This window comes from Sorangium sp. So ce726, assembly GCF_051521405.1.
GTDB lineage: Bacteria > Myxococcota_A > Polyangia > Polyangiales > Polyangiaceae > Sorangium.
In genome coordinates this window covers 10,017,974-10,041,205 of the sequence record NZ_CP150349.1, presented here as the reverse complement: position 1 = coordinate 10,041,205, position 23,232 = coordinate 10,017,974, and the positions used below count along the sequence as shown (strand labels likewise).

General features: G+C 69.6%; 16 protein-coding genes. 9 read left to right on the top strand and 7 right to left on the bottom strand.

All coding sequences use genetic code 11. The annotated features are described in order from the left end of the window. Window positions 1-81 precede the first annotated feature (81 nt). On the top strand, window positions 82-1,557 hold the full coding sequence (locus tag WME79_RS37380; protein ID WP_437525013.1) for a hypothetical protein: 1,476 nt from the start codon (window positions 82-84) through the stop codon (window positions 1,555-1,557). Here the strand turns inward: WME79_RS37380 and WME79_RS37375 are convergent. After that, window positions 1,544-2,623: a GlxA family transcriptional regulator gene (locus WME79_RS37375; RefSeq protein ID WP_437525011.1), complete on the bottom strand. Its 1,080-nt coding sequence runs from the start codon at window positions 2,621-2,623 to the stop codon at window positions 1,544-1,546. The genes WME79_RS37380 and WME79_RS37375 overlap by 14 nt on opposite strands. An 88-nt stretch (window positions 2,624-2,711) precedes the next feature. Between WME79_RS37375 and WME79_RS37370 the strand changes: the two genes are divergently transcribed. Together WME79_RS37370 and WME79_RS37365 are read left to right on the top strand one after the other, a co-directional pair. Then, window positions 2,712-3,398, top strand: a complete 687-nt coding sequence (locus WME79_RS37370; protein ID WP_437525009.1) for a DJ-1/PfpI family protein — start codon at window positions 2,712-2,714, stop codon at window positions 3,396-3,398. Window positions 3,399-3,568: 170 nt separating this feature from the next. Beyond that, a complete protein-coding gene (locus WME79_RS37365; RefSeq protein ID WP_437525007.1) occupies window positions 3,569-4,039 on the top strand; it encodes a cupin domain-containing protein in 471 nt (156 codons plus the stop codon). A 215-nt stretch (window positions 4,040-4,254) separates the two neighbouring features. On the opposite strand, the gene WME79_RS37360 is transcribed toward WME79_RS37365, so the two are convergent. Beyond that, entirely contained in the window at window positions 4,255-5,148 is an 894-nt protein-coding gene (locus WME79_RS37360) for a sigma-70 family RNA polymerase sigma factor (RefSeq protein WP_437525005.1), read from the bottom strand. 136 nt (window positions 5,149-5,284) lie between these two features. Here WME79_RS37360 and WME79_RS37355 point away from each other — a divergent pair, with 136 nt between their 5' ends. Together WME79_RS37355 and WME79_RS37350 are read left to right on the top strand one after the other, a co-directional pair. Beyond that, window positions 5,285-5,764, top strand: coding sequence for a carboxymuconolactone decarboxylase family protein (locus WME79_RS37355; protein ID WP_437540017.1), 480 nt, complete (start codon window positions 5,285-5,287; stop codon window positions 5,762-5,764). A gap of 223 nt (window positions 5,765-5,987) precedes the next feature. Continuing rightward, window positions 5,988-6,944 carry a hypothetical protein gene (locus WME79_RS37350; protein WP_437525003.1) on the top strand — a complete coding sequence of 319 codons (957 nt, stop codon included), beginning with the start codon at window positions 5,988-5,990 and terminating at the stop codon, window positions 6,942-6,944. Between the two features lie 73 nt (window positions 6,945-7,017). On the opposite strand, the gene WME79_RS37345 is transcribed toward WME79_RS37350, so the two are convergent. From WME79_RS37345 to WME79_RS37330, 4 genes are all read right to left on the bottom strand, one after another. Further along, window positions 7,018-7,941 (bottom strand): DUF6999 family protein, encoded by a 924-nt coding sequence (locus tag WME79_RS37345; RefSeq protein ID WP_437525001.1) that lies wholly within the window; start codon window positions 7,939-7,941, stop codon window positions 7,018-7,020. A gap of 1 nt (window position 7,942) precedes the next feature. Beyond that, on the bottom strand, window positions 7,943-8,641 hold the full coding sequence (locus WME79_RS37340; RefSeq protein WP_437524999.1) for an iron-containing redox enzyme family protein: 699 nt from the start codon (window positions 8,639-8,641) through the stop codon (window positions 7,943-7,945). 28 nt (window positions 8,642-8,669) lie between these two features. Then, window positions 8,670-9,800: a beta-ketoacyl-ACP synthase III gene (locus tag WME79_RS37335; RefSeq protein ID WP_437524997.1), complete on the bottom strand. Its 1,131-nt coding sequence runs from the start codon at window positions 9,798-9,800 to the stop codon at window positions 8,670-8,672. Between the two features lie 184 nt (window positions 9,801-9,984). Continuing rightward, window positions 9,985-10,878 (bottom strand): LysR family transcriptional regulator, encoded by an 894-nt coding sequence (locus tag WME79_RS37330; RefSeq protein ID WP_437524995.1) that lies wholly within the window; start codon window positions 10,876-10,878, stop codon window positions 9,985-9,987. 150 nt (window positions 10,879-11,028) lie between these two features. Here WME79_RS37330 and WME79_RS37325 point away from each other — a divergent pair, with 150 nt between their 5' ends. After that, window positions 11,029-12,309: an MFS transporter gene (locus WME79_RS37325; RefSeq protein WP_437524993.1), complete on the top strand. Its 1,281-nt coding sequence runs from the start codon at window positions 11,029-11,031 to the stop codon at window positions 12,307-12,309. 67 nt (window positions 12,310-12,376) lie between these two features. Here the strand turns inward: WME79_RS37325 and WME79_RS37320 are convergent, their stop codons facing one another. Then, complete coding sequence (locus WME79_RS37320) at window positions 12,377-13,672, bottom strand: MBL fold metallo-hydrolase (protein ID WP_437524991.1); 1,296 nt, start codon at window positions 13,670-13,672, stop codon at window positions 12,377-12,379. 179 nt (window positions 13,673-13,851) lie between these two features. On the opposite strand from WME79_RS37320, the gene WME79_RS37315 reads away from it, so the two are divergent. The 3 genes from WME79_RS37315 (at window position 13,852) to WME79_RS37305 (ending at window position 23,227) form a co-directional block, all read left to right on the top strand. Next, window positions 13,852-14,823, top strand: coding sequence for a LysR substrate-binding domain-containing protein (locus tag WME79_RS37315; RefSeq protein ID WP_437524989.1), 972 nt, complete (start codon window positions 13,852-13,854; stop codon window positions 14,821-14,823). 296 nt (window positions 14,824-15,119) lie between these two features. Continuing rightward, window positions 15,120-21,086 carry an AAA family ATPase gene (locus WME79_RS37310; protein ID WP_437524987.1) on the top strand — a complete coding sequence of 1,989 codons (5,967 nt, stop codon included), beginning with the start codon at window positions 15,120-15,122 and terminating at the stop codon, window positions 21,084-21,086. Then, window positions 21,083-23,227, top strand: coding sequence for a response regulator (locus tag WME79_RS37305; protein WP_437524985.1), 2,145 nt, complete (start codon window positions 21,083-21,085; stop codon window positions 23,225-23,227). The genes WME79_RS37310 and WME79_RS37305 overlap by 4 nt, the downstream gene beginning before the upstream one ends. Window positions 23,228-23,232: the final 5 nt, after the last annotated feature.

Here is a 23,232-nt window from a genome sequence, read left to right as displayed (position 1 = left end):
GCCGCGGCCGTGTGACGCGAAGGCACAGGGCCTGCGGGACGGACCTGTGCTGGCACGGGGGTCTGCTAAATCTCACTGTGAATGAAGCGACGGACAGCCGAGCTCAGCGCAGAGGATTTGCAAGCGCTCGCGCGCTCCCCAAGCGAAGGTCTGCGCGTCAAGGCGGCGCTGCACCCGCACACGCCGCTCGCGACGCTCCTCTCACTCGCCACCGACCAGGCCCTTGGCGTTCGTCGCGCCCTCGCCCGCCGCATGGGCGCTCCTCGCGAAGTCCTCGCGCAACTCGCGCGTGACCCGACGCGCGCCGTGCGGTGCGCTGTCGCCGCCCATCCAGGATGTGACGAGTCGCTCCGCCGTCTGCTCTGGACCGACAGCGACGGCAACGTGCGCGCGGTCGCACAACACGCCGCAGCGATTCCGCATCACTTTGGCGAAGACCTCGCGCGAATCCTACGCAACGAGTCGGTGCCCGCTTCGCTGCTCGCCGAGTTTGCCGAGCTCGGAGGCCGGGCACGCCGTGCCGTCGCTTCGCATCGCGAGTGTCCGCGCGACTGGCTCGAGCGCCTCCGTCACGACGCCGACGCAGCCGTGCGGCTCGCCGCCGAGACGCGCATGGGTCTCTCGCTCGACACACTGCGTGTCTTCGCGCGACACCGATCGCCTTCTTATCGCGCCGCCGCCGCCGCGTCGCTGCCGTGGGACGACGCGGAGATGCCCGGTCTGCTCGCTGATTTGAACGAACCGGTCTTGCTCGTGCTCTTGCGACGCCCGGACTTCCCCGCCGCGTTTTACGCCCAGATCTCAGACAATCCGCCGCCCGCCGTGCGTCTCGTGCTCGCAACCCACGAAGCGCTCGATGCCGCGCACTTGCAGCGCTTGCTGCGCGACCCGCGCGCGGATGTTCGTCGGCGTGTGGCGCAGCGCCGCGCGCTGAGCGCCGAACAGTTCGAAGCCCTTGCGAACGACGACGACGACAAGGTGAAGCGCGAGCTCGCGAAGCGACCCGATTGTCCCGAAGCGTGGCTACGCCAATGGTGCCTTGCCCCGAGCGAATGGTTGCGTCGCGCCGTGTTCACGCATCCAGGCGTGACGCCGGACATCCTCGCCACCGCGAGCGCCCTGCCCGACAACCATGAGGAGATCGCAAAGCACCCGCTCACACCGGAGCAGAACCTCATCCAGCTGGCCGACTCCGCCGACGTCTTCGTTCGCGGCGCGGTCGCGCAGAATCCGAGCACGCCCGAGCGCGTGCTGTCGCAGCTCGCGCGTGACGCCGATTCGTTTGTGCGCTTGCAGGTTGGCAGGAACAAGACATGTCCACTGTCCCTGCTGCTCGACCTCGAACACGACCCAGACTTCGTCGTGCGCCGTCACATCGTATGGCGCGCCGACTGTCCGCTCGACATCCTGGAGCGGCGCGCCGCCGACGAAAACGCGCACGTCCGCTACGCCGTCGCGGACCACCCGCGAGCCACAGCCGCCGTGCTGTCGGGGCTTGCGCGCGACGGAGCGATGTTCGTGAGAGCGCGCGCCAAGGAGCGTCTCAGCGGCTCCTGACGACGCCGTTGGAGCGGGGGTGGGGCGAGTCAGAGAGGGCGCGTGCTGATTCGATCGGGGCGAGCGGGACGGGGGGAGCGCGCCGCGGAGAGGGGGCGGGGGCGCGGGCGGGGCCGGATGCCGGTATCCGTCCCGTCCGGCGCAGCGCCGACGGCGGTGCTCCAAAGAGCCGGATGAAGGCGCGGCGCATGCGCTCGATGTCGCCAAAGCCGGTGCGGTCGGCGATGTCTTGCAGCGACAGCGCCCCCGCGTCGAGCAACGAGCGCGCCGCTTCCACCCGAAGGCGCTCCACGGCCTTGGCGGGGGTGACGCCGGTCTCCGCCACGTAGGCGCGAGCGAAGGTCCGGGGGCTCATGCTCACGCGGGCGGCCAGCTCCGAGACGCCGAGCTTGCTGCCGAGCCGCTGCCGGATCCAGCCATGCAGCTCGGCGAAGCGACCTCCGGCGGGCCCGAGCTCCAGCAGGCCAGAGTGCTGCGTCTGCCCGCCTGGCCGCTGCGCGTACACGACCAGCTGGCGCGCCACGTCGCGGGCGACCGAGGCGCCCAGGTCTTCCGCGATCATCGCCAGCGCGAGATCGATGCCGGCGGAGATGCCCGCCGAGGTCCAGAGCGCACCGTCCCGCACCCAGATGCGGTCGCCCTCGACCCTGACGTTCGGAAACTCTCTCCGCAGCTCGGCGACACGGCACCAGTGCGTGGTGGCGCGCTTGCCGTCGAGCAAGCCGGCGCGAGCGAGCAGCAGCGCCCCCGAACAGACGCTCGCGATGCGGGGGACGCGCGCGCCGGCGCGACGCAGGAACGAGAGCAGCCGCGTGTCTCGCTGCGCCTCTCGCACCCCGTCACCTCCAGCGATCAGCAGGGTGTCGACCTGCGGCAAGCGCGGCAGCCGCTGCGCCTCGAACGCCACGCCCGAGGACGAACGCACGAGTCCGGGCTCTACCGCGCAGAGCCCGAGCACGTACGCGCCGGGGACGAAGCCCGCCGCGATCTCGAACGCCGCGATCGGGCCCGCCGCGTCGAGCAGCTGAAACCCCGGAAAGATGACGACGCTGATCGCGTGGGGCATGGGCTTGGCAGGAAAGGAGGACTATTTGTCCTTTCTGCCAATGTGCCATTGTGTGATGCTTCGGTCAACTCCGGCAGAGAGGCGCGCCATGGACAGGCCGTTCACGATCGTCTTCATCCTGTTTCCCCAGCTCACGCAGCTCGACTTCACGGGCCCATTCGAGGTGTTGCAGCGCCTGCCTGGCGCGCGCCTCGTGGTGGCCTCCCGCGAGGGCGGCTCGCTGTCCGCCGACAGCGGCCTCACCTTCACCGGGCTCGCCCGCCTGTCCGACATCGCCGAAGCGGACGCGATCTGCGTGCCCGGGGGCTACGGCCTCACGGCGGCCCTCGGTGACCGGGAGCTCGTCGCGCATGTCCAGCGCCTCGGTCGCGCCGCGCGTTACGTCACCTCGGTGTGCACGGGCTCATTGCTGCTCGCCGCCGCGGGCCTGCTCGAGGGCAAACGCGCCACCTGCCACTGGGCGTTCCGGCCGCTGCTCGCCGAGGTCGGCATCCAGACCGAAGCGGCGCGCGTCGTGCGCGACGGCAACGTGATCACGGGCGGCGGGGTCACCGCCGGCATCGACTTCGCGCTCACCCTCGTGGCGGAGATCGCCGGCGCGGACGTCGCTCGCTCCATCCAGCTCAGCATTGAATACGATCCGCAGCCTCCCTTCGACTCCGGCTCCCCCGAGACCGCGCCCGCCGAGGTGCTCACCCGCGTCCGCGATCGCGCCCTGCTCCAGGTTCCCGAGCGCCGCGCCGCGCTATTGGCCGCGCGCGCCGCGCGCGCCTGACCGGCGTGGCTGCGCTGCCGAGCGCCTGCTCCCTCTCCCTCCGGGAGAGGATCGGGGTGCGGGGCTGGTCGTGTGCCGCCGCGATCCCCTTGAGCCCGGCGACGCTCGCCTCCACGCTCATGCCCACACCACGCGGCCGCTGAGCGCAGCCGCTTTGCTCGGAGATGATCATGCCCCTCAAACGCCCTGCCCTGGACCCCAGCGATCTCGAGCCCCGCACCAGCTCGACGTACCCCGCGCCGCTTCGCGCGCGCGTCACGCCGCGCGAGAAGCGCGCGCTCGGCGACGCGCTCGGTCTGACGAAGATCGGCGTCAACCTCACCACGCTCTTCCCGGGCAAGGAATCGGCGCTGCGGCACTCCCACTCTCACGAGGACGAGCTCGTCTTCGTGCTGGAGGGCGAGGTGGTGCTGCGCACGGACGACGGCGAGCAGGTGCTCACGGCGGGTCAGTGCGCGGGCTTTCCGGCCGGCGCGCGCGACGGGCATCACTTCGTCAACCGCAGCGCCACGCCAGCGCGTTACCTTGAGATCAGCAACCGCGATCCGGAAGACAGTGCCGAGTATCCCGACGAAGATCTCGCCGTCCGCAAGGTGGGCGGCAAGTACGTCTACACGCGCAAGGACGGAACACCTTACTGAGTGGAGGAGGTGGTGAATGACCGCCGCGAGAGATGGGCTCGGGTCCACGTGGCGCCGGGACGCAGCGCAGAGCTGATCGGGCGGGCGGCGAGCTCGGCGCGGCGTAGGGCTGCGGCGTCGAGCCGCCGCACCCGAGGAGCGCGAGCGCTCCGGTCAGGAGCAGGCTGCGGGCGAGCACGCCTCCCAGGAGAGCGCTTCATCCACAGAGGGCTTGTCTAGATCTCCGGGTGCGGCCCGCCGTCGAGGACCAACAGGTCGAGATCGCGGAGCTGCTCGGGGTCGCCCACGACGTCGATCCGGGCGATCTTCCCCTGCGCGAGCGTGAAGCGGAGCACCCGGAAGAGCCGCCCCTGCGGGGCCACGACGATGCCCACCGTGCCGTCCACGAGGGCAGGGCGGGCGAACCTGGCGCCGCGCGCGGCCGGGATCGCCTGCTTGGCCCAGGCGCGCGCGCCGCGGACCTCGCTCCCGGCCGGGGGCTCGGCCTTGGCGTCGGCGTGGACCACGACGTCCGGATCCAGGATCGCCACGAGCGCGTCGACGTCGCCGCCGCGCATGGCCGCGATGAAGGCGTCGACGACCTCGCGCTGGCGGCCCACGTCGGCGTCCGGAGACGGGGGCGCGCCCTGCACGCGGCGGCGGGCGCGGCTCGCGAGCTGCCTCGCCGCGGCCGGGGAGCGGCCCACGATGGAGGCGATCTCCTCGAAGGGGACAGCGAACAGGTCGTGCAGCACGAAGGCGAGCCGCTCGGCGGGGGTGAGCGTGTCGAGCACCACGAGCAGCGCGAGGCCGACGGAGTCGGCCAGCACCGCCTCGCGCTCGGGGTCGGTCCCGGCCTCGCGGTCCGCGGCGGGGTCGGGCGCGGCCATCGGGTCCTCGCGCCGCGCCTTGCGCGAGCGCAGCATGTCGAGGCACACCCGCGCCACGACCGTCGTCAGCCACCCACCCAGGTTCTCGACGCCGCTCGTGTCGGCGCGGCTCAGGTGGAGCCAGGACTCCTGCACGGCGTCCTCCGCCTCGCTCAGGGAGCCGAGCATCCGGTACGCCACGGCCTGCAGATGGGCCCGGTGCGCCTCGAACCGCCCCGCCAGCCAACTATTTTCATCCATCGGTCACACTCCCTCGTCGTGCTTCGTCATGGCTGTGACGGACGAACCCTAGCCGATGTGACGACGCGAACGGGCGTTCAGCGTCCGGTCACGGTTGGCGAGCACACCCGAGCCCCTCGGGAGGAGCACGAACATGCTGAAAGCACGGATGAAGAACCCCGCGATGGTCATCCCCGACGTCATGCAGCCGATCTATGCCCTGATCGGCGCGGTGAAGAAGAGCGGCGTGCCGGCGCGGACGCTCGAGCTCGTCCACCTGCGGGCGAGCCAGATCAACGGGTGCGGCTTCTGCGTCGACATGGGCGCGCGTGAGATGAAGAAGACGGGTGAGACCGACGAGCGCCTGTTCGCCGTGGCGGCCTGGCGCGAGGCGCCCTATTTCACCGACGCGGAGCGCGCCGCGCTGGCGCTCGCCGAGGCCGCGACGAGGCTCAGCGATCGCGCGGACCCGGTGCCCGATGACGTCTGGGAGGAGGCCGCAAGGCATTACGACGAGCCGGCGCTCGCCGCGCTGACCCTGCACATCGCGCTCACCAACTTCTTCAATCGGGTCAACGTCACCACGAGGCAGATCGCCGGCTCGGTGAAGTTCGAGGCGCGCGCGGACAAGCGCTGAGGAGGCGGAGCCTCGTCCAGGATGGTGCGCTGTTCGGCGCGCTGGCGCGCACCTTGCGCGCAGCGCCGCCCAAGTTGCGCGGATTCCTGCGCAACCTGCGCAGGACCAGCCCGCGCTCGCGCCGCTCGGCATTGCGGCCGCGAAGCACCTGGCCAGGTCATGGGCCCTCGACGCGAGGCGTGGCACGGAGCGTGATTACCCCGGGGCCACAAAGGATCCACCCATGACCGACAGAATGCACCGGCTCCTCACCAACAATTCTCGCCGAACGTACCGCGCCGCGTCTCTGCTCGCCGCGGCGCTCATGGTAGGCTGCAGCGCCGAAGCGACTGAAGTGGACGACGCCACCCCTCTCGAGCAGGGCTCGGCTGCCGACGGGTTGCGCTTCGCGAGCGAGCATGACGCCCTCGGCTGGGTCGCCAGGCGGGCCGAAGAGCTCGACATGGGCACCACGACGGTCGAACGGGACGAGAGCGGCCGGATCACCAGGGTGGCCGGCGTGTCGATCGGCTCGCCCGACGAAATCGCCCTGACGAAGGCGCAGTTGATAGGCGAGCTGGGCGGCGAAGGCCATGCGGTCGAGATCGCGGGGGAGCGCTTTCTCCTGGACGGCCAGGAGCCCATGGTGATGGCCCTGGCCACGCACTGCAACGGCGGCCTTTGTACGCAGGAAGAATCGTTCAAGAACGACTACTTCGTGTATCGAGAGCTCGGCAGCCGAACCTCGGTGACGTCAGGCGGGTTCGAGACCCAGCGCAGGACGATCCAGGGCACCGGGGAGTACGAGTGCGTGGACCTGCCGGGGCCCCTTCCCGTCACGTGCAACGGCTACTGCACGTATTCGGCCGGCTGCCCTTCGGGCTTCACGAAAGAGAGCTCCGTCGGTTACCCCACGTGCAGGACGACCTGCGTCGGCCAGGTACGAAACGTGTCGCTCTCGATTTCCATCGTGGGCTTCGAGTTCTTCGAGTCGAGCGGCATTCTCGTCCCCTCCATTCCGGAGCGAAGCGGCTCGACCCACGATTCGAGCCTCGAGGTCAAATACTGGGAGTATGGCATCGGCATCGACTCCGTGATCTCCGACGCCGACGGCCTGTGCGGCTCGCATTCGACGTCGGGCCCGGACGGGTTCGTCGTCGCCAAGAGCCACTGGGGCAGCGTGCCCAATGGTTGCCTGTAGCGGCGGAAGCGGGGGCGTGGGCGGAGCCGATGGCGGCGGCACGGACGGCGCGTAGAGATCTCGCGTCGCACCTTCAGGATTCAGGAGATCGTCCCGGCGCGATGGCTCCCGGGGCTGCCGCTCCCTTCGCTTCTGCCTTCAGCTTCCTCAGGTGTCCGTGCAGGGTCTCGGAGTCGAGGCCGTGTAGCGTCAACCGGAAGCCGGCCTCGAGCGTCGATCTGGGCACCATTGGATGATGGTTGTGCACCAAGGCGACAGGCAGCGGATCGTTCAGGATCTTGCCGACATAGAGCGCGATGATCTCGTCCAGCTGCAGCGAGTTGCTCGCCCGCCAGAAATGGTGGTCGGACAGGAACAGCGCATAGAGCGGCGTGTAGATCTCGATGGCGGTCTGCAGGTCGACGACGTTCAGCCAGGTGTTCGGGAGGTCGTCGACGCTCGCGTCGTCATCGGTGATGGCAGAGAAATCGATCGCTTTCCGGGGCTCGATCTCACGCCCCTCTGCGCGAAGCTTCTCGTTCAGCTCGATGATGAAGTTGTAGAAGGTCAGATCGTGGATCGTGAACGTGTTGTCCAGCAGATCCTCCAGCCTCCTGGTCCTCAGCGGCGTGGTCGTCTCGAGCTCGATGCCCGGGATGTTGTCCTCGATGAACTTCAAGATCTCCGTGCCGATGGTGAAGTGGCGCAGGATGAGGTAATTGGCCTCCGGGGCGACGAAGAGCCTCAGACCCCAGTAAATGGACCGGTGCAACAACCACGGAGACTGCCAGCTCGTCGGGACAAGAATCTTCATGAGCTTGATGCCGGAGATCGACAGGCGGGCGAACGGCTTGATGATCGGCATCACGACCCTGCGTGTATAGCTGCGCTGGCTCTTCAAGAGGGCGGCCTTGGCCCTCTCGTCGATCGGCAAGGACCGGTCCAGGTACAAGGCCAGCCACGGATCGGGATCCCTGGGGTCGTGCTTCATCTTCCTGAAAAAGTCCTGAAAATCCATGTCAGTAGCTCCCGATCTCCTCGAGCTGGAGGCGGTAGAGCCGCGCGGTGACCCGGGCGGTCTTGAGGATTCGCGGCGCCATCTGCGGGAGATTCAAGATACCACTGCGGAGCGCATCTTCCAGCTCGCCCAGGTGATCTTCGTCGGCCTTCGCATGATAGAGATAAAAGCTGACGGCCTGCGCCTCCAGGTGAAGGGCGGACCGCACGTGCTCGGCCCACTGGGCCGCGACCCGCTTGCCGAGGCCTTCGATGATGTACATGGCGCCGAGGAGATCGAAGGGGTTCGGCTGATCGGCTCGATGGAAGATCCAGGCAGACAGGGCCTCGCTGCCGATGTTCAGCTCGCGCCGCGCGAGCCCGGCCGGGTCGCCGCCGCTCCTCAGGTAGTCCTGCTCCAGCATCAGGTAATCGCGGTGCTCAGCGGCCGCGTGGCGGATGAAGCGCGAGCGCAGCTCGGCGAACTCGTGGCCGACGTTGGAGGCGGCGCGCGCGATCCAGAGCGCCCCGTTCATGACCTGCGCCCGGTGGTTCAGCAGGAGCTCGTGGTAATCGGCCAGGCGAATACGACGCTCGATCACGCGCCGCACGATCGGGATGTGATGCACCTGGGACTCGAAATCCAGCCAGATGGACGACAGCCCGCGCAGGACGGCCTGCGGTGAATCTTCGTCTCGAGGCGATGTGCGTTCCGGAAACATCCTGAACCTCCCTGGTGATGACGGCGGGTCACACGACCGTGAGCAGCATGAAGGCGATGACGCAGCGGCCGCTCTCCGGGATGAAGCCGAGGACCTGCTGGCCCGGCTGCAGATCCCGCTCCTCGATCAGCTGGTGCAGCATGAGGAGAATGGATGCGGCCCCCGTGTTCCCCTGGGAATAGAGGTTCGTGAACCAGCGAGCTTCGGGCACCATCGCGCCGGTCTTCGCGAGCAGCTTGACCATCTCTCCGCGGAGAGAGTGGGACGAGTAGTGCGCGATGAAGTGGTCGATGGCTCCGGGCCGCAGCTGCCGCCGATCCACGAGCTCGAGGTAGTGCTTCGCCCACACGGGGAACATGCGGTAGAGCAGATCGAAGTCCTGCTTGAGGACGACGGCGCCTTGCTGCGCTGCGAGCGCAGGGCTCTCGTAGTGACTCCAGGGCTTCATCTCACCCGCCCGGTTCCTGACGGTGCCCGCGTACATGCAGGGGTCGAAGCGGTCGGCGTAGGAGCAGAGCTCGATCCATTCCACCCTCAGGGAGCGGCGCCCCTCGTTCGGCCGGGTCTCCAGGAGCCAGGCGCCGGCCCCGTCGGAGAGGGTCCAGCGGAGGAACTCGGTCTCCATCAAGGCGGAGGAGTCCTCGCCTTCCTGCTCCCGACCGGCATAGAAGCCAGGTCGGAAGAAGCGGCTGGAGAACTCGGCCGCGCAGGCCACGCCGCAGTCGTGCTCGCCCGCCTTCAGCTGGAGGTAGACGGACTTGAACGCCATCATGCTGCTGGCACAGACGCTCTGAAAGCTCGCGATCTCCATGGGCCGCAGGCCGAGCTCGCCGTGGACCGCGCTGGCAAAACCGGGGACGAGGAGGTCGCCCTGGGTGGTGGCCGCCGCCAGGAAGGAGAGCCGCTCCGCGGCGATCTCGCTGCGGGAAAGCGCGTCCCGGATCGCGCGAGCCGCCATGTCTGCGCTGCTGTGAAGGTACACGCCGTCCGGCGTCAACGCATAGTGACGTGTCTTGATGCCGTTCTGCCGGAGGACGAAGCGCCCGAGCCTGGAGCGTCTGTCGTTGATCGTGCCGATGTACTGCTCCATCTCCTCGTTGGGGACCGGCTTGCCAGGCAAGAAGGCACCAGTGCTGGTGATGTAGACGGAACGATCCATGATCCCTCCCCGTGGCCGACATGGGCTTTTAGCTCGTCACGGCGGCCATCAACACTACCTCAGTCGCGCTCGCCGATCCGAGGCGTAACCACGTCGCGTCTCGCCGACCGGGCCGCGACACGCCGCAGAGCCCGGGCGCGCTGAGGCGATCCCGTCGCGGGCGGTTCGGCCCGCGGTCACCAGCTCAGCGCGCCCGGGCCGGGCGGCGGGCGAGATCCGCCTCGATGAGCGCCCGGAACGCCGCGACCGCGGGGTTCGGCTGATCGCGGCGCCACACCGCGCCGACGCGCCAGAGCGCCTCTGCCGGGGGGAGCCGCAGCGCCGCGACGCGCGTCGAGCGCCCCTTCACCGCCGACGCCGGCACCAGGGCGACACCGACCCCCGCAGCCACGAGCGCGAGCACGGTGGCGAGATCGCGCGCCTCCTGCGCCACGCGCGGCCGGAAGCCGAGGTGCGCACAGACGCGCAGCACGTGGTCGTAGAAGCTCAGCGATACGGCGCGGGGCACCAGGACGAACGGCTCGTCGCCGAGCGCCCGCAGGCCGGCCGCCTCGATCGCCGCGGCCCGCCCACGGGGCACCACGGCCACGAGCCTGTCGCGCGCGACCGCGAGCGACGCGAGGTCGGGCGGCGCCGGCAGCCGCACGAAGCCGAGGTCGAGCGCGCCGGTGCGCAGCGCCTCGAGCTGGGCGGGCGTCGACATGTCCTGGAGCTCGACGTGCACGTCCGGAGCCCGCTGGCGGAAGCGCACCACGACGCGCGCGACGAGCGCGGCGGTCGCTACGCCGAAGCCGAGCCGCAGCGCGCCGGCCTCTCCGCGCGCGATCCGCCGCGCGCGCGCGAGCGCCTGGTCGGCGTCGCGCAGGAGCGCGCGCGCATCGTCGGCGAACTGCCGGCCCAGCGCCGTGGGCGCGACGCCGCTGCGGCCGCGCACGAAGAGCGCCCCGCCCAGCTCCTCCTCCAGCTGCTTCAGCTGCTTGCTGAGCGCCGGCTGGCTGATGTGCAGCGCCCGCGCGGCGCGCCCGAAGTGCAGCTGCTCGGCCAGCGCCGCGACGGCCCGGAGGTGGTGGAGGTCCATTCGATTCCTCCAGGTTATCGAACATGGCGCGAGATGTCATTGGACGCATCGAACGCCAGACCCCACCTTCCGGACAGGCAGAGTTCCCGGGGGAGCCGCGACCAGCCGCCACTGCCGCGCGCGAGGGGCCTCTCACCGCCGAGGAGACCTATGGAACCAGGGTTCTTGTTCGAGACCGATGGCATGCTTGCGCCCGCGCCTCGCGGCCGGGGCGGCGCGGCGCCTCGCCGCCGTCCCGGGGAGGCGCCGGCGCGCGCCGCGCCGCCCCACCTGCGCGCGGCCCGCATCGGCGTCGGGGCGACGTTCTTCGCCTACGGCGCGGCGTTCGCGAGCTGGATCGTGCGCATCCCCTCGGTGCGCGAGGATCTCGCGCTGAGCCCGGCGGCGCTCGGCGGCGCGCTGTTCGGCGCTTCCGCTGGCGCGCTCGTCGCGATGCCGCTGGCCGGCTGGCTCGCCGAGCGCGCCGGCAGCCGTGCGCTCATCCGGGTCGCGCCCCTCGCGCTCGGCGCGGCGCTCGTGCTGCCCGCGCTCGCGTCGAACCTGCTGGAGCTCACGATCGCGCTTGTCACGATGGGCCTCGCGGGCGGCGCGCTCAACCTCGCCGTCAACGCGCAGGGCACCGCGATCGAGCGCGCGTACGGGCGCCCGATCTTCGCGTCGTTCCACGGGCTCTACAGCCTCGGCGGGCTCGCCGGCGCGGCGCTCGGCGGCGCGCTCATCGGGCGGGGCGTCCCGACGCTGGCCCACCTCGCGGCGACCGGCGCGGCGATCGCTGCGCTCGCGTGGTGGGCGACGCGGCACGCGCTCCACGCGGCTCCCGCGCCGGAGGCCGGGCCCGCCGCCGCCGGCAGCCGGCCCGGCTTCCGCGCGCTCGCGCCGGTCGGCTTCATCGCGTTCTGCGTGCTCGTCGGCGAGGGCGCCGTCGCCGATTGGAGCGCCGTCTACCTGCGCGACGTCGTCGGCACCTCGCCCGCGGCCGCCGCGGCCGGCTACGCCGTGTTCTCGATCGCGATGACGAGCGGCCGGCTCGTGGGCGACCGGCTCGACGCCGCGCTCGGGCCGCGCCGGCTCGTGTACCTCGGCGGCCTCGCCTCGGCGCTCGGGCTCGGCCTGGCGCTCGCGGCCCCGGGCTTCTGGACGGTGCTCATCGGCTTCGCAGGCGTCGGCGCGGGGTCGTCGGTGGTGTTCCCGATTGCGCTGCGCGCTGCGAGCCGCGACGGCGGCCCCGGGTCCGATGCGGCCATGGCGGCGGTCTCGACTGCAGGCTTCCTCGGCTTCCTGATGGGCCCGCCGCTCATCGGCCTCACCGCGTCGTACGTGTCGTTGCGCGGCGCGCTCGTGTGGGTCGTCCTCGCGAGCGCCGTGGTCGCCGTCCTCTCTCCCGCCGTGCAGCGGGCCAGCGCGGCGACCCGCGTGACCCAGGTGAGCTGATTGGGCGGGCGGCGAGCTCGGTTTCTTGACGCCCTTGGCGTCATGGCGGTTCGCTTCCCCCTCCGACTTAGCGACCAGAAGGGGCGCCTATGTCCCGGCGCGCGGTGAGCCATGCGGTCCCCGCGGCGGCCAAGAGCGCGGCGGCGCCGACGAGATAGAGCCGGCGCAGGGCGACCCCCGTCTTGTCGGGATCGAAATCGGTGAGCGAGCTCCGCGCGCCGCGCGGCAATACCCAGGCGTCGCTCCCGCCGCCGATCGCGCGCAGCGCGCGGCCGAGCGTGCGCTCGGGCGCCATCCGGCTCTGAACGTACAGGATCCAGCGGCTCAGCGGAGTATTCCCCTTCGGCTTCTGCTCCATCGACGTGATGACGCGGCGTAGCTCGGCGGCCGTCTCGGCCGCGCTCCCTTCGCCCGGCAGGCGGGCCCATTCCCCGTGACCCGGCAATACCCACGCGAATCTCAGCCAGCCGGCCTCGGCCGCCGCGAGCAGATACCGCACCGAGCGGGTCTGGCGCTCCCAATCCTCCCAGCATTGCAATCGATGGGCCACGAGTTGACCCAGGAAGCGCGAGTAGCTCAGGTGATCGCCGGTGAACAGGAAGCGGCCTCGAACCAGGAGGCATAACGAGCCCGGCGTGTGCCCGGGCTGCGGCAATATCACGATCTCGGCCTCTCTGGCCGCCTCTCTCGAGAGCGACTCCCCCTCGGGCGAGAGCGGGCCGAGCTCGTTCCCGAGCTTGATCTCCACGTCGCTGGTCGAGGGCATGTACTTGGTCTCACGGAGGTTCACGTCTGCGGCGCCGAGGATGCGGCGGCAACCCGGGAAGCGGCTGGCGAACTCGGCGTGATGGTGCGTATGATCCCGGTGCGTCAAAAAGAGCCATCGCACGCCGCCGTGCTCCGCGAGCCAGCGGAAGACCTCCTCGCTCGGCTTCGGGGGATCGATCAGCACCCCGCCTCCGTCCCGCTCGATGAAATACGACAGGGCGCCGATGTTCTTGATGGATGGCTGTCCGATGACCCAGACATGATCCTCGATGGGCCGCGGAAAACCGCGCCAAGGTGATCCAAGATCGCCCCGACGAACCCGCGCCGCGCCCGGCTTGAGCTTGATGGCGCCGAACGGGCACGCCGCGACCGCCGTCCGCGCCGCCATCAGATCTTCCTTGCTCCGCGGCTGCCGCAGTACACCCGTGAAGGCGCCCTCCTCGTAGGAGCCCGGCAACACCGAGAGGCGGCGGCCTCCCCGGAGGTCGCTGGCCGGTACCACCTCGCCCAGGAGCTCCGGCGCGTAGTTCCGGCACGTGGCGGCGCCGCAGCACTTGCGCGTGACGAATAGCTCTCCCCAATCCTCAACCTGCATTTCGTCTTGCATCGCGGTACCTCGTGGATGGCAATCGCTGGTGGAGCATCTCTCTGCCGAGCTCGGAGTTATCTATTTCGTCGCTGCCAGTCGTGGCAGTGTCAAGAACGACGGTAGCTTTTCCCGCTGTGCTTGACCAGGCAGCGACGGGCGAATAGCCTGTTCGACCAGGCTGCACAATGTTCGACTTCGACGCGATGGCGACGTTCGTGGAGGTGGCGCAGCTCGGGAGCTTCAGCGCGGCGGCAAAAGCGCTGCGGCTGCCGCGTTCGACGGTCAGCGAGCGTGTGGCCCGCCTCGAAGCGTCGCTCGGCGTGCGGCTCCTCGAGCGCACGACGCGCGTGGTGCGACCGACGAGCGCCGGCGCCGCATATCACGAGCGCTGCGCGCGCATCCTGTCCGAGATGGAAGAGGCCAACGCTGCGGTGAAGGACCTCGAGTCCTCCCCACGCGGCGTGTTGCGGGTGGCAACGCCGCTCCTGTTCGGTCAATCGTTCCTCGCCAGCGTGGCAGCGGCCTTCACGCAGAGCCACCCCGCCGTGGAGATCGAGATCGTCGCCTCGGAACATCGCGTGAACCCGATCGAAGACGGCTTCGACGTGGCCATCATGCTCTTTGCTTCCGACGACGACTCGAGCCTGATCGCGCAGCGGCTGAAGGGAGGTGACCTGTGGCTGTGCGCGACGCCGTCGTATCTCGAGGCGCGCGGCAGGCCGAAGTCGCCTGCCGGCCTCGACGAACACGCGTGCATCGTCTACGGCGAATCGCGAATGACGCGCTGGACGTTCGAGCGCGGGCGCGAGGTGCGTCGCGTCGACGTCCGCGGAGCGCTCTCGATGAACTCGTTTGGCATGCTGCATGAGGCCGTTTGCACCGGTGTGGGGATCGCCCCCGTGCCCAGCATTCTCTGCGCCGAGGATGTGCGCAGCGGGCGCCTCGTCCGTGTGCTCGCTGACTGGTCGATCGATCGCAAGGATCTGCGCGTCGTCTACCCCAGCAACCGCCACCTCTCGCCGCGCGTCCGCCTGTTCGTCGACATGCTCGTCGCCGAGTTCCGCAAGCGCGAGGCGGCGACCGCCGAGCCTCCCGCCAGCGACAAGCGAAGCGCACGCGCAAGGCGAACGACGAAAAGAGGCGCGCGGCGAGAGTAGCCGTGTGGCCTGAGCGCGACCGAACGAGCTCGGTGAACACCGATGCCTTCGGCCGTCTGGCTCGGTCCGGTTTCGTTCGGCGCTCAGGTGCCTGACAAGCTGACTGGTGCGGGGGACAGCTCGCGAAGGAACCCGCTTGGTCGCCGGAAAGCGCGGGGACGACCACGGCCTTGTCGTGCAGCAGAGGTTGCCCGAAAAATTCCCCGGAGGGAGGATCGCCGGTCGCATTCCGTCCTGCTCGACACTACGATGATGCTCCGACAGCAGCGCCCCTGAAGGATGCGAGGGGGGCAACGATGGAGCTGCGGGATTACACGCTGGAAAAGGTAATCTACGACGGCAACGAGACACGGGTATGGCGCGCGGTCCATGTCCCCTCGGGGGCGCGCGTTGCAATCAAGATCCCGGTGGCCGAGGTGGCCAGTCCGCGCGTGATGGGTCGGCTGATCCACGAGCACCAGGTGCTCACGCAGCTCGCAGAGGTGCCCGGGGTGGCGCGCGCACGGGCGCTGGAGCAGCGGGGCGGCACGGCGGCGCTGGTGCTGGAGGATCCTGGCCTGGGGTCGCTCGATCGCCTGCTCGCCAAGCAGGGGCGCGTGCCGGTCGGGGACGCGCTGCGGCTCGGCCGGCTCCTGTCACGGGTGCTCGAGGGGGTGCACGCCGCTGGCGTGATGCACAAGGACATCAAGCCGCAAAACGTGCTGGTGGACGAGGCGTGCGAGAGGGTCACGCTGCTCGACTTCGGCATCGCCTCGCTCTTGTCCCAGGAGGCGACCGAGGCGAGCATCCCCGAGGCGCTGGAGGGGACGCTGGTCTATATCTCCCCCGAGCAGACGGGGCGCACAGCGCGCGCGCTCGACACGCGCACGGACCTGTACTCGCTGGGGGTGACGCTCTTCGAGGTGATGTCGGGGCGGCTTCCCTTCACGGAGCGCGATCCGCTCTCGCTGGTGCACGCGCACCTGGCCAAGGACCCGCCTCCGCTCGACTCCGTCGCTCCGGAGGTGCCGAGCGTCGTGGCAGCCATCGTGGCGAAGCTCCTGGCCAAGGATCCCGAGCGGCGCTACCAGACGGCCCGCGGCGCGGCCGAGGACCTGGAGGAGGCCTTCCGTCAATGGGACGAGCGGGGCACGGTGGAGCCGTTCGGCCTGGGAAGAAAAGACTTCTCGCGCAAGCTCCGGTTGCCGCAGGTGCTGGTCGGGCGGGAGCGCGATGTCGAGCGGGTGGGCGAGTCCTTTGCGCGCGCCGCGCAGGGCATGACGGAGCTCCTTCTCGTCGGCGGCCCCTCGGGCATCGGCAAGACAGCGCTGGTGCGCACGGTTTACCGCGATATCGCGCAGGCGGGGCGCGGGCTCCTGATCGCGGGCAAGCACGATCAGCTCGCGCGGTCGACGCCTTACGCGGCGCTGGCGCAAGCGTTCGGGGCGCTGATGCGCCAATGGCTCTCCAGCTCGGAGGCGGTGCTCGAGGCCTGGCAGGAGCGGATCCGGCGCGAGGTCGGGGACAACGCGCGGCTCATCGCGGACGTGGTGCCGGAGCTCGACCTGGTCATGGGCAAGCTGCCGCCGGTGCCGCCGGTGGAGGGCGAGCAGGTGCTCAACCGGCAGAAGCTCACGTGGCTGAATTTCGTGCGAGCCGTCACGGCGCCGAACCCGCCGCTTGTGATGTTCCTGGACGACATGCAATGGGCCGACAGCGCCACGCTGATCATCCTGCAGACATTGCTGACGGACGTGGAGCGCAAATCGCTGCTGGTGATCGCGGCGTACCGCGACAACGAGACGCCGCCCGAACACCCGCTGTGGAAGCTCGTGGAGGCGGTGGAAAAGAGCGAGGCCAAGGTGTCGCGAATGACGGTGGGCCCGCTGTCGGGAGAGCAGGTGCAAAAGTGGTGCTCGCGGGCGCTGGAGAGCGAGCCCGCGCGGGTGGAGCCGCTGGCGCGCGTGCTTTCGCGCAAGACCCGCGGAAACCCCTTCTTCCTGGAGCAGCTGCTGCTCTCCCTGCACCGGCAGAAGCAGGTGGTGAGGGATCCGGAGAGCGGGGCGTGGAAATGGGAGCAATCGTCGCTGGAGAAGGCGGGCGTCACCGATAACGTGGTGGCGCTCCTGACGGACAAGGTGCGTGAGATGCCCGAGCCGACGCAGCAGCTCCTGGGGCTCGCGGCCTGCGCAGGCCACACGTTCCACCTGCAGGACCTGGAGCGGCTCAGCGGGTGGGAGCGCGCCCGCGTGACGGGGGCATTATGGCCGGCGCTGGACGCCGAGCTGGTGGTGCCGGTCGATGGGGCTTACCGCCCCGCGCAGGCGCTCGGGGTCATTGGCGCGGCGGCGATGGACGCGGCGTACCGGTTCCTGCACGACCGCGTGCAGCAGGCGAGTTATGAGCGGATCTCGCCGGAGCAGCGGGTGCTCGCGCACCTGGAGATCGGCCGGCGGCTCGAGGCGCGTTATCGCGCCGAGGGGGGTACGGCCCAGCAATTCCTGGAGCTCGTGCGGCACCTGAACCTGGGCGCGGCGCGGCTGGAGGCCGTGGAGGAGCGCAAGGCGCTCGCGGGGCTGAACCTGGAGGCCGCGCGCGCCGCGAAGGCGGCGAGCTCGTACCGGTTGATGGCCAACCTGCTGGACAGCGCGCAGGCGCTCCTCGGCGAACGGGCCTGGGAGCAGGAGCGCGCGCTGTCGGCGGAGCTCGGGCTGGAGCGCCTGGAGGCCGCCTATCTGCTGCGGGAGTTCGACGACGTCGAGGCGCGGGCGCTCTCCTTGCTGGACAGGCCTCTGCCGGAGGTCGCCTGGCTCTCGGCGCAGGAGATCCGCACGCGTTGCTGTGTCGCCACGGGCCAGTACACGCGGGGGATCGGGCTCGGGATGGCCGCCCTCGCGAAGCAGGGCATCACGTTCCCCGACACGGATGAAGCGTGCCAGGTCGCGCTCCTGCATGAGTCCAACGAGCTGGATCAATGGCTCGAGCGCGACCCGGACGGGTTTGATCGAATGCAGGTCGATCCGTCGCTGGAGCACCGGCTCATCGATGCCCTGATGACGCAGGCGCAGCTCTGCGCGATCTACGGGGGCCGGCCGATGTTGTATACGCTCGTCATCGCCCGCATCGTGTCCGAGGCGATACGGCGGCACGCGCTCACGCCCGCCGCCACCCTCATGATCTGCAGCTTCGCCAACGCGTGGTCGGTGGCGACGGGCATGTATCGCCGCACCATGCGCTGGCTCACGCCCGGGGTGCGCGCCGCAGAGCGCGTGGGCTCCGCGATGCTCCCCGAGTGCCTCGCGCTCAAGGGGATCTACCTCGGCTACTCGAGGCCCATCGATGAAGCGTCCCCCGTGTATGAGCAAGCCATCGCAGCCGGCCTGAAGATCGGGTCGTTTCAAGGCACGAGCTGGGGGCTCCTGTGCGACTTGCTCTACTACCGGCTGTGGCGTGGCCTGCCGCTCGGCCAGGTCGACGCGCAGCACAAGGCGCGCTGGGAGCTGGTGCAGCGCGCAGGGGACGCCGTCGGGCGACACCACTTCGAGCTGGTCGCGTCCTTTTGCGAGGTCTTGATGTCTCCTGACGGCGCCAAGCACCTCGTGGAGGAGGAGCCGTTGCCACGAGGTTCTCGCTCCCTCCTGGCCGATGGGGACAGGTACACCGGAGGGTTCGCTCGTGCTCTGGAAGGGTATCTGTTCTGTGCCATCGGCAAGTGGGAGCGGGCGCTGTCGAGGATGCGGGAAGCGGAGCAATTCCAGGCGGACATCCTTGGGATTCCGATGGTGACAGATATCGCGCTCTTTCTCGCGCTCGCAGCAGCGAAGTGCTGGCCCGACGCCGTGACGAACGAGGAGCAGGCGCGGCTGCGGCAGCACATCGAGCACAGCCTCGCGCGATTGCGCTACTTCACCGAAGGTTGCGAGGCCAATTTCCTCCACAAGCTGCGCCTCGCCGAGGCGGAATACGCCCGCGTCCTGGGCAGGCCCGATGAGGCAGCGGCCAGATACGACGAGGCCATCGAGCTGGCCCGCGAGCACCGCTTCCTGCACATCGAGGCCCTGGCAGCCCAGCTCTCCGCCGAATTTCGGCTGGAGGCGGGCAAGAGCCACGTTGGGGCGATCTACCTGCGCGAGGCGCGCGATGCCTATGCACGCTGGGGTGCTGACGCGGTGGTCGCCCATCTGGGCGCGAGGTACCCCGCCGTGCTCAAGGCGTCCATGCACGAGTCGGCCTCCGAGCGCACGACCGTGACGGCGACCACCACGACCTCGGGCGGGTCCACGGGCGCGAATTTCGACGTGAAGACCGCGGTGCGCGCCGCCCAGGCGCTCTCGGGCGAGCTCGACCCGGGGCGCGTGGTGGGCCGGCTGATGGAGCTCACGCTGGAGAACGCGGGGGCGCAGCGCGGCGCTCTGGTGCTCAGCGAAGGCGAGGCGCTCTCGGTCGTCGCTCGTTTATGGGTGGAGGGGACCCGCATCGAGGCGGGGCTGTCGGAGCCTCTCGGGCAGAGCCACGACGTGCCGGTGGCGGTGGTGCAATATGCGGCCCGCACGGGCGAGCCGGTGGTGACAGGCGACGCGAGGTCCGACGCGCGCTTTGCCGGCGACCCGTACCTGGCATTGCACGCGGTGCGCTCGCTGCTGGCGCTGCCCTTGACGCATCGGGGCCACGTGGTGGGCGTGCTGTACCTGGAGCACCGCGATGTGCCGTCGGCGTTCCCTCCCGCGCGCGTGGAGCTCTTGTCGGTGCTCGCCTCGCAGGCCGCGATCGCCGTCGAGAACGCGGTGCTGTACCGGGACCAGGAGGCCAAGATCCAGGAGCGGACGGCGCAGCTGCGGATCGCCAAGGAGGCGGCCGACCGCGCCAATCGAGCGAAGAGCGATTTCCTCTCGAGCATGAGCCATGAGCTGCGCACGCCCCTCAATGGCATCCTGGGCTACGCTCAGTTCCTCATGCGAGCGCCCGAGCTCTCGCCGAAGAGCCGCGAAGGGGTGCAGATCGTGAAGAGATCGGGTGAGCACCTGCTGGCGTTGCTCAACGACCTCCTGGACCTGGCGAAGATCGAGGCCGGCAAGATGGAGCTCGTCCCCCGGAGGTTCGACTTTCCCTCCTTCGTTCATAACGTGGTGGATCTCTGCGGCGTGCGCGCCGAACAGAGGGGCGTCGCCTTCATCCACGAGGTGCGGGGCCCGGCGCTCGCCGCTGTGAACGCGGACGAGAAGCGCTTGACGCAGGTGCTCCTGAACCTGCTCGGCAACGCCATCAAGTTCACCGAGCGCGGCGCGGTCACCCTGCTCGTCGACGTTCTGAACGAGGGCGGAGAGGGGCAGCGCGACGTGCGCTTCCGGATCGAGGACACGGGTACCGGCATCGCCCCGGAGCACCTCGCGCGCATCTTCGAGCCGTTCGTGCAGGTGGGAGACCAGAGGGCGAAGAGCGAGGGCACCGGGCTCGGCCTCGCCATCAGCAAGAGGATCATCGACCATATGGGCGGGACGATCGATGTCGAGAGCGAGCTCGGCAAAGGCAGCGCGTTCACCGTGACGCTCACGCTCGCCGAGGCGCTCTCCTGCGCGGCCGCCGACGAAGCCCTGGCGTGGGCCACGATCACCGGTTACCGCGGCGAGCGCCGCAAGATCCTCGTCGTGGACGACAACCCCGGCAACCGCGCTTTGTTCTGCGATCTGCTCGTCCCCATAGGCTTCGACCTCGTCGAGGCCGACGGCGGCGAATCTGCGCTGCGGCTCGCCCTGGAGCACAGGCCGGCGCTGATCTTGATGGACCTGGCCATGCCAGGCCTGGACGGCTATGAGACCACGCGCCGCCTGCGGCAGATGCCAGAGCTCGACGGGGTGGTGATCCTGGCCTCGTCGGCGAACGTCAACGCCGCCAAACAGCCGAAGGGGGCCCACGCCGGCTGGGATGACTTCTTGCCGAAGCCGGTGCATGCCAGCGTGCTCTTCGAGAAGATCGCGCGTTTCCTGCGCGTGGAATGGACGCATGAGCCGGTGAACGCCGCCGCCTCCACGGTGGTGAAGGGGGATAGCGCGCTGGTGCCGCCCTCGGCCGACCAGCTGTCGCTGCTATCGCGGCTGGTGGCGTCGGGCCGTATCCGGAAGGTGCTGGCGGAGGCGGAGCGGATGCAGCAAAACGAGCCGCGACTCGGCCCCTGGCTCGAGCAGCTCCAGGCGCTGGCGCGGACGTACCAGATGCGGAAGCTGCAGGAGTTCGTCGAGGACCACGCCGCGGTAGGCGCGGCGGTGGCCGGCGGTCAGCGATCATGAGCAGAGCCTCCGCGCCCGGCGCTCGTGAGGGCACGATCCTCGTCGTGGACGACATGCCCGCCAACCTGGCCCTGCTCGTGGATCATCTGGAATCCGCAGGTCATCAGGCGCTCGCCGCCGAGGACGCGGAGGCGGCCCTGAAGCGGGCCAGCCTCATGAAACCCGACCTGATCCTGCTGGACGTGGTGATGCCTGGGATCGACGGGTTCGAGACCTGCCGGCGCCTGAAGGCGGCCGAGGGCACCCGGGACATCCCGGTGATCTTCATGACCTGCCTGGGAGAAGTCGCGGACAAGCTCGTGGGGTTCGAGGCGGGGGGCGTCGATTACATCACCAAACCGTTCGAGATTGAAGAGGTGCTCGCGCGGATCAGGACGCACCTGAGCTTGCGCGAGGCGCAGAAGGAGCTCGAAGCGAAGAACGCACAGCTCCTGCGTGCCCACCAGGAGCTCGAACAACGGGTGCGAGAGCGCACGGCCGAGCTGGCGAGCTCGAACGCCGCTCTCGAGGCGGAGAACGCCGAGCGCCGGCGCGCGGAGGTCGCTTTGCGCGAGAGCCAGCACCTGCTTCAGGCCATCATCGACAACTCCACGGCGGTCATCTACGTCAAGGACATCGAAGGTCGCTACTTGATGGTCAACCGCCGCTACGAAGAGCTGTTTCATGTGACCGCGCGGTCGATCGCCGGCAAGACCGATTATGACCTGTTCCCTGTGGAGCGCGCCGACGCATTTCGCGCGTTCGACAAGCGGGTGGCGGCGTCCACGGGGCCGCTGGAGACGGAAGAGGTCGTGCCCCAGGACGATGGGCTCCACACATACATCTCGATCAAGTGTCCGCTCTTCGACGAGTCGGGCCGGTCGTATGCCGTTTGCGGGATCTCCACGGACATCAGCGATCGAAAGCGGACCGAGGCGGAGCGGGAGATGCTCCTCTCGCGCGAGCAGGCGGCGCGGGTGGAGCTCGAGCGTACCGGGCGGCTGAAGGATGAATTCCTGGCGCTGCTGAGCCACGAGCTGCGGACGCCGCTCACCGCGATCCTCGGCTGGTCGCAGCTGCTCCGCATGCGCGGCCCGTCGGACGAGATCCTGGGCCGGGCGCTCGGGACGATCGAGCGGAACGCGCGGGCGCAATCCAAGCTCATCGACGATCTCCTGGACATGTCGCGTATCATCGGCGGGCGGCTGAGCCTCGACGTGGAGGTGGTCGATCTGGTCGAGATGCTCGAGACGCTGCTGGAATCGGCGGAGCCGGCGGCGAAGGCGAAGGGGATCCGCCTGGAGCTCAGCGTCGAGTCGCCCGGAGAACAGGTCATGGGGGATCCGAATCGCCTCCAGCAGATCGTGTGGAATCTGGTCAGCAATGCGATGAAGTTCACGCGGCAGGGCGGGCAGGTGAAGGTATCGCTGCGCCGCGAGGGGTCGTGCGCGCGTCTCGCGGTGAGCGACACGGGGATCGGCATCGCACCCGAGTTTTTGCCGTACGTATTCGAGCAATTCCGGCAAGCAGACGCCTCGACCACGCGCGAGTACGGCGGGCTGGGTCTGGGCCTCTCGATCGTGCAGCACCTGGTGGAGCTGCACGGGGGGACTGTGGCGGCGGCCAGCGGAGGGAAGGACCAGGGGGCGAGCTTCACGGTGACGCTGCCGCTCGGGGCCAAGCACGCCGAGGCGCTGGCCGGAGGAGAGCCGCCGTCGATGCCGCAGCGCCGGCCGTCATGGCACCGCACCGGGGAGCTCTTGAGCTTGAAGGGGGTGCGGGTGCTGGTGGTGGACGACGAGGCGGATACGCGAGAGCTGCTCCTGCGGATACTGGCGGAGTGCCAGGCGGAGGTGCGGACGGCAGGTTCGGTCGTGGAGGCTCTGGCGGAGCTGGAGCGAGACCAGCCGACGGTCCTGGTGAGCGACATCGGAATGCCGCACGAGGGCGGGTATGAGCTGATCCGGAAGGTGCGGCAACTGCCGGAAGAGCGTGGGGGGAGCGTGCCGGCGCTCGCGTTGACCGCGTTTGCGCGCGCCGAGGACCGCGCGCGGGCGCTCATGGCCGGATACCAGATGCACCTGGCCAAGCCGGTGAAGCCGCCGGATCTGGTGGCGCACGTGGCGACCTTGGCCGGGCGAATTCATGGCGGGGCGAGGTGAGGATC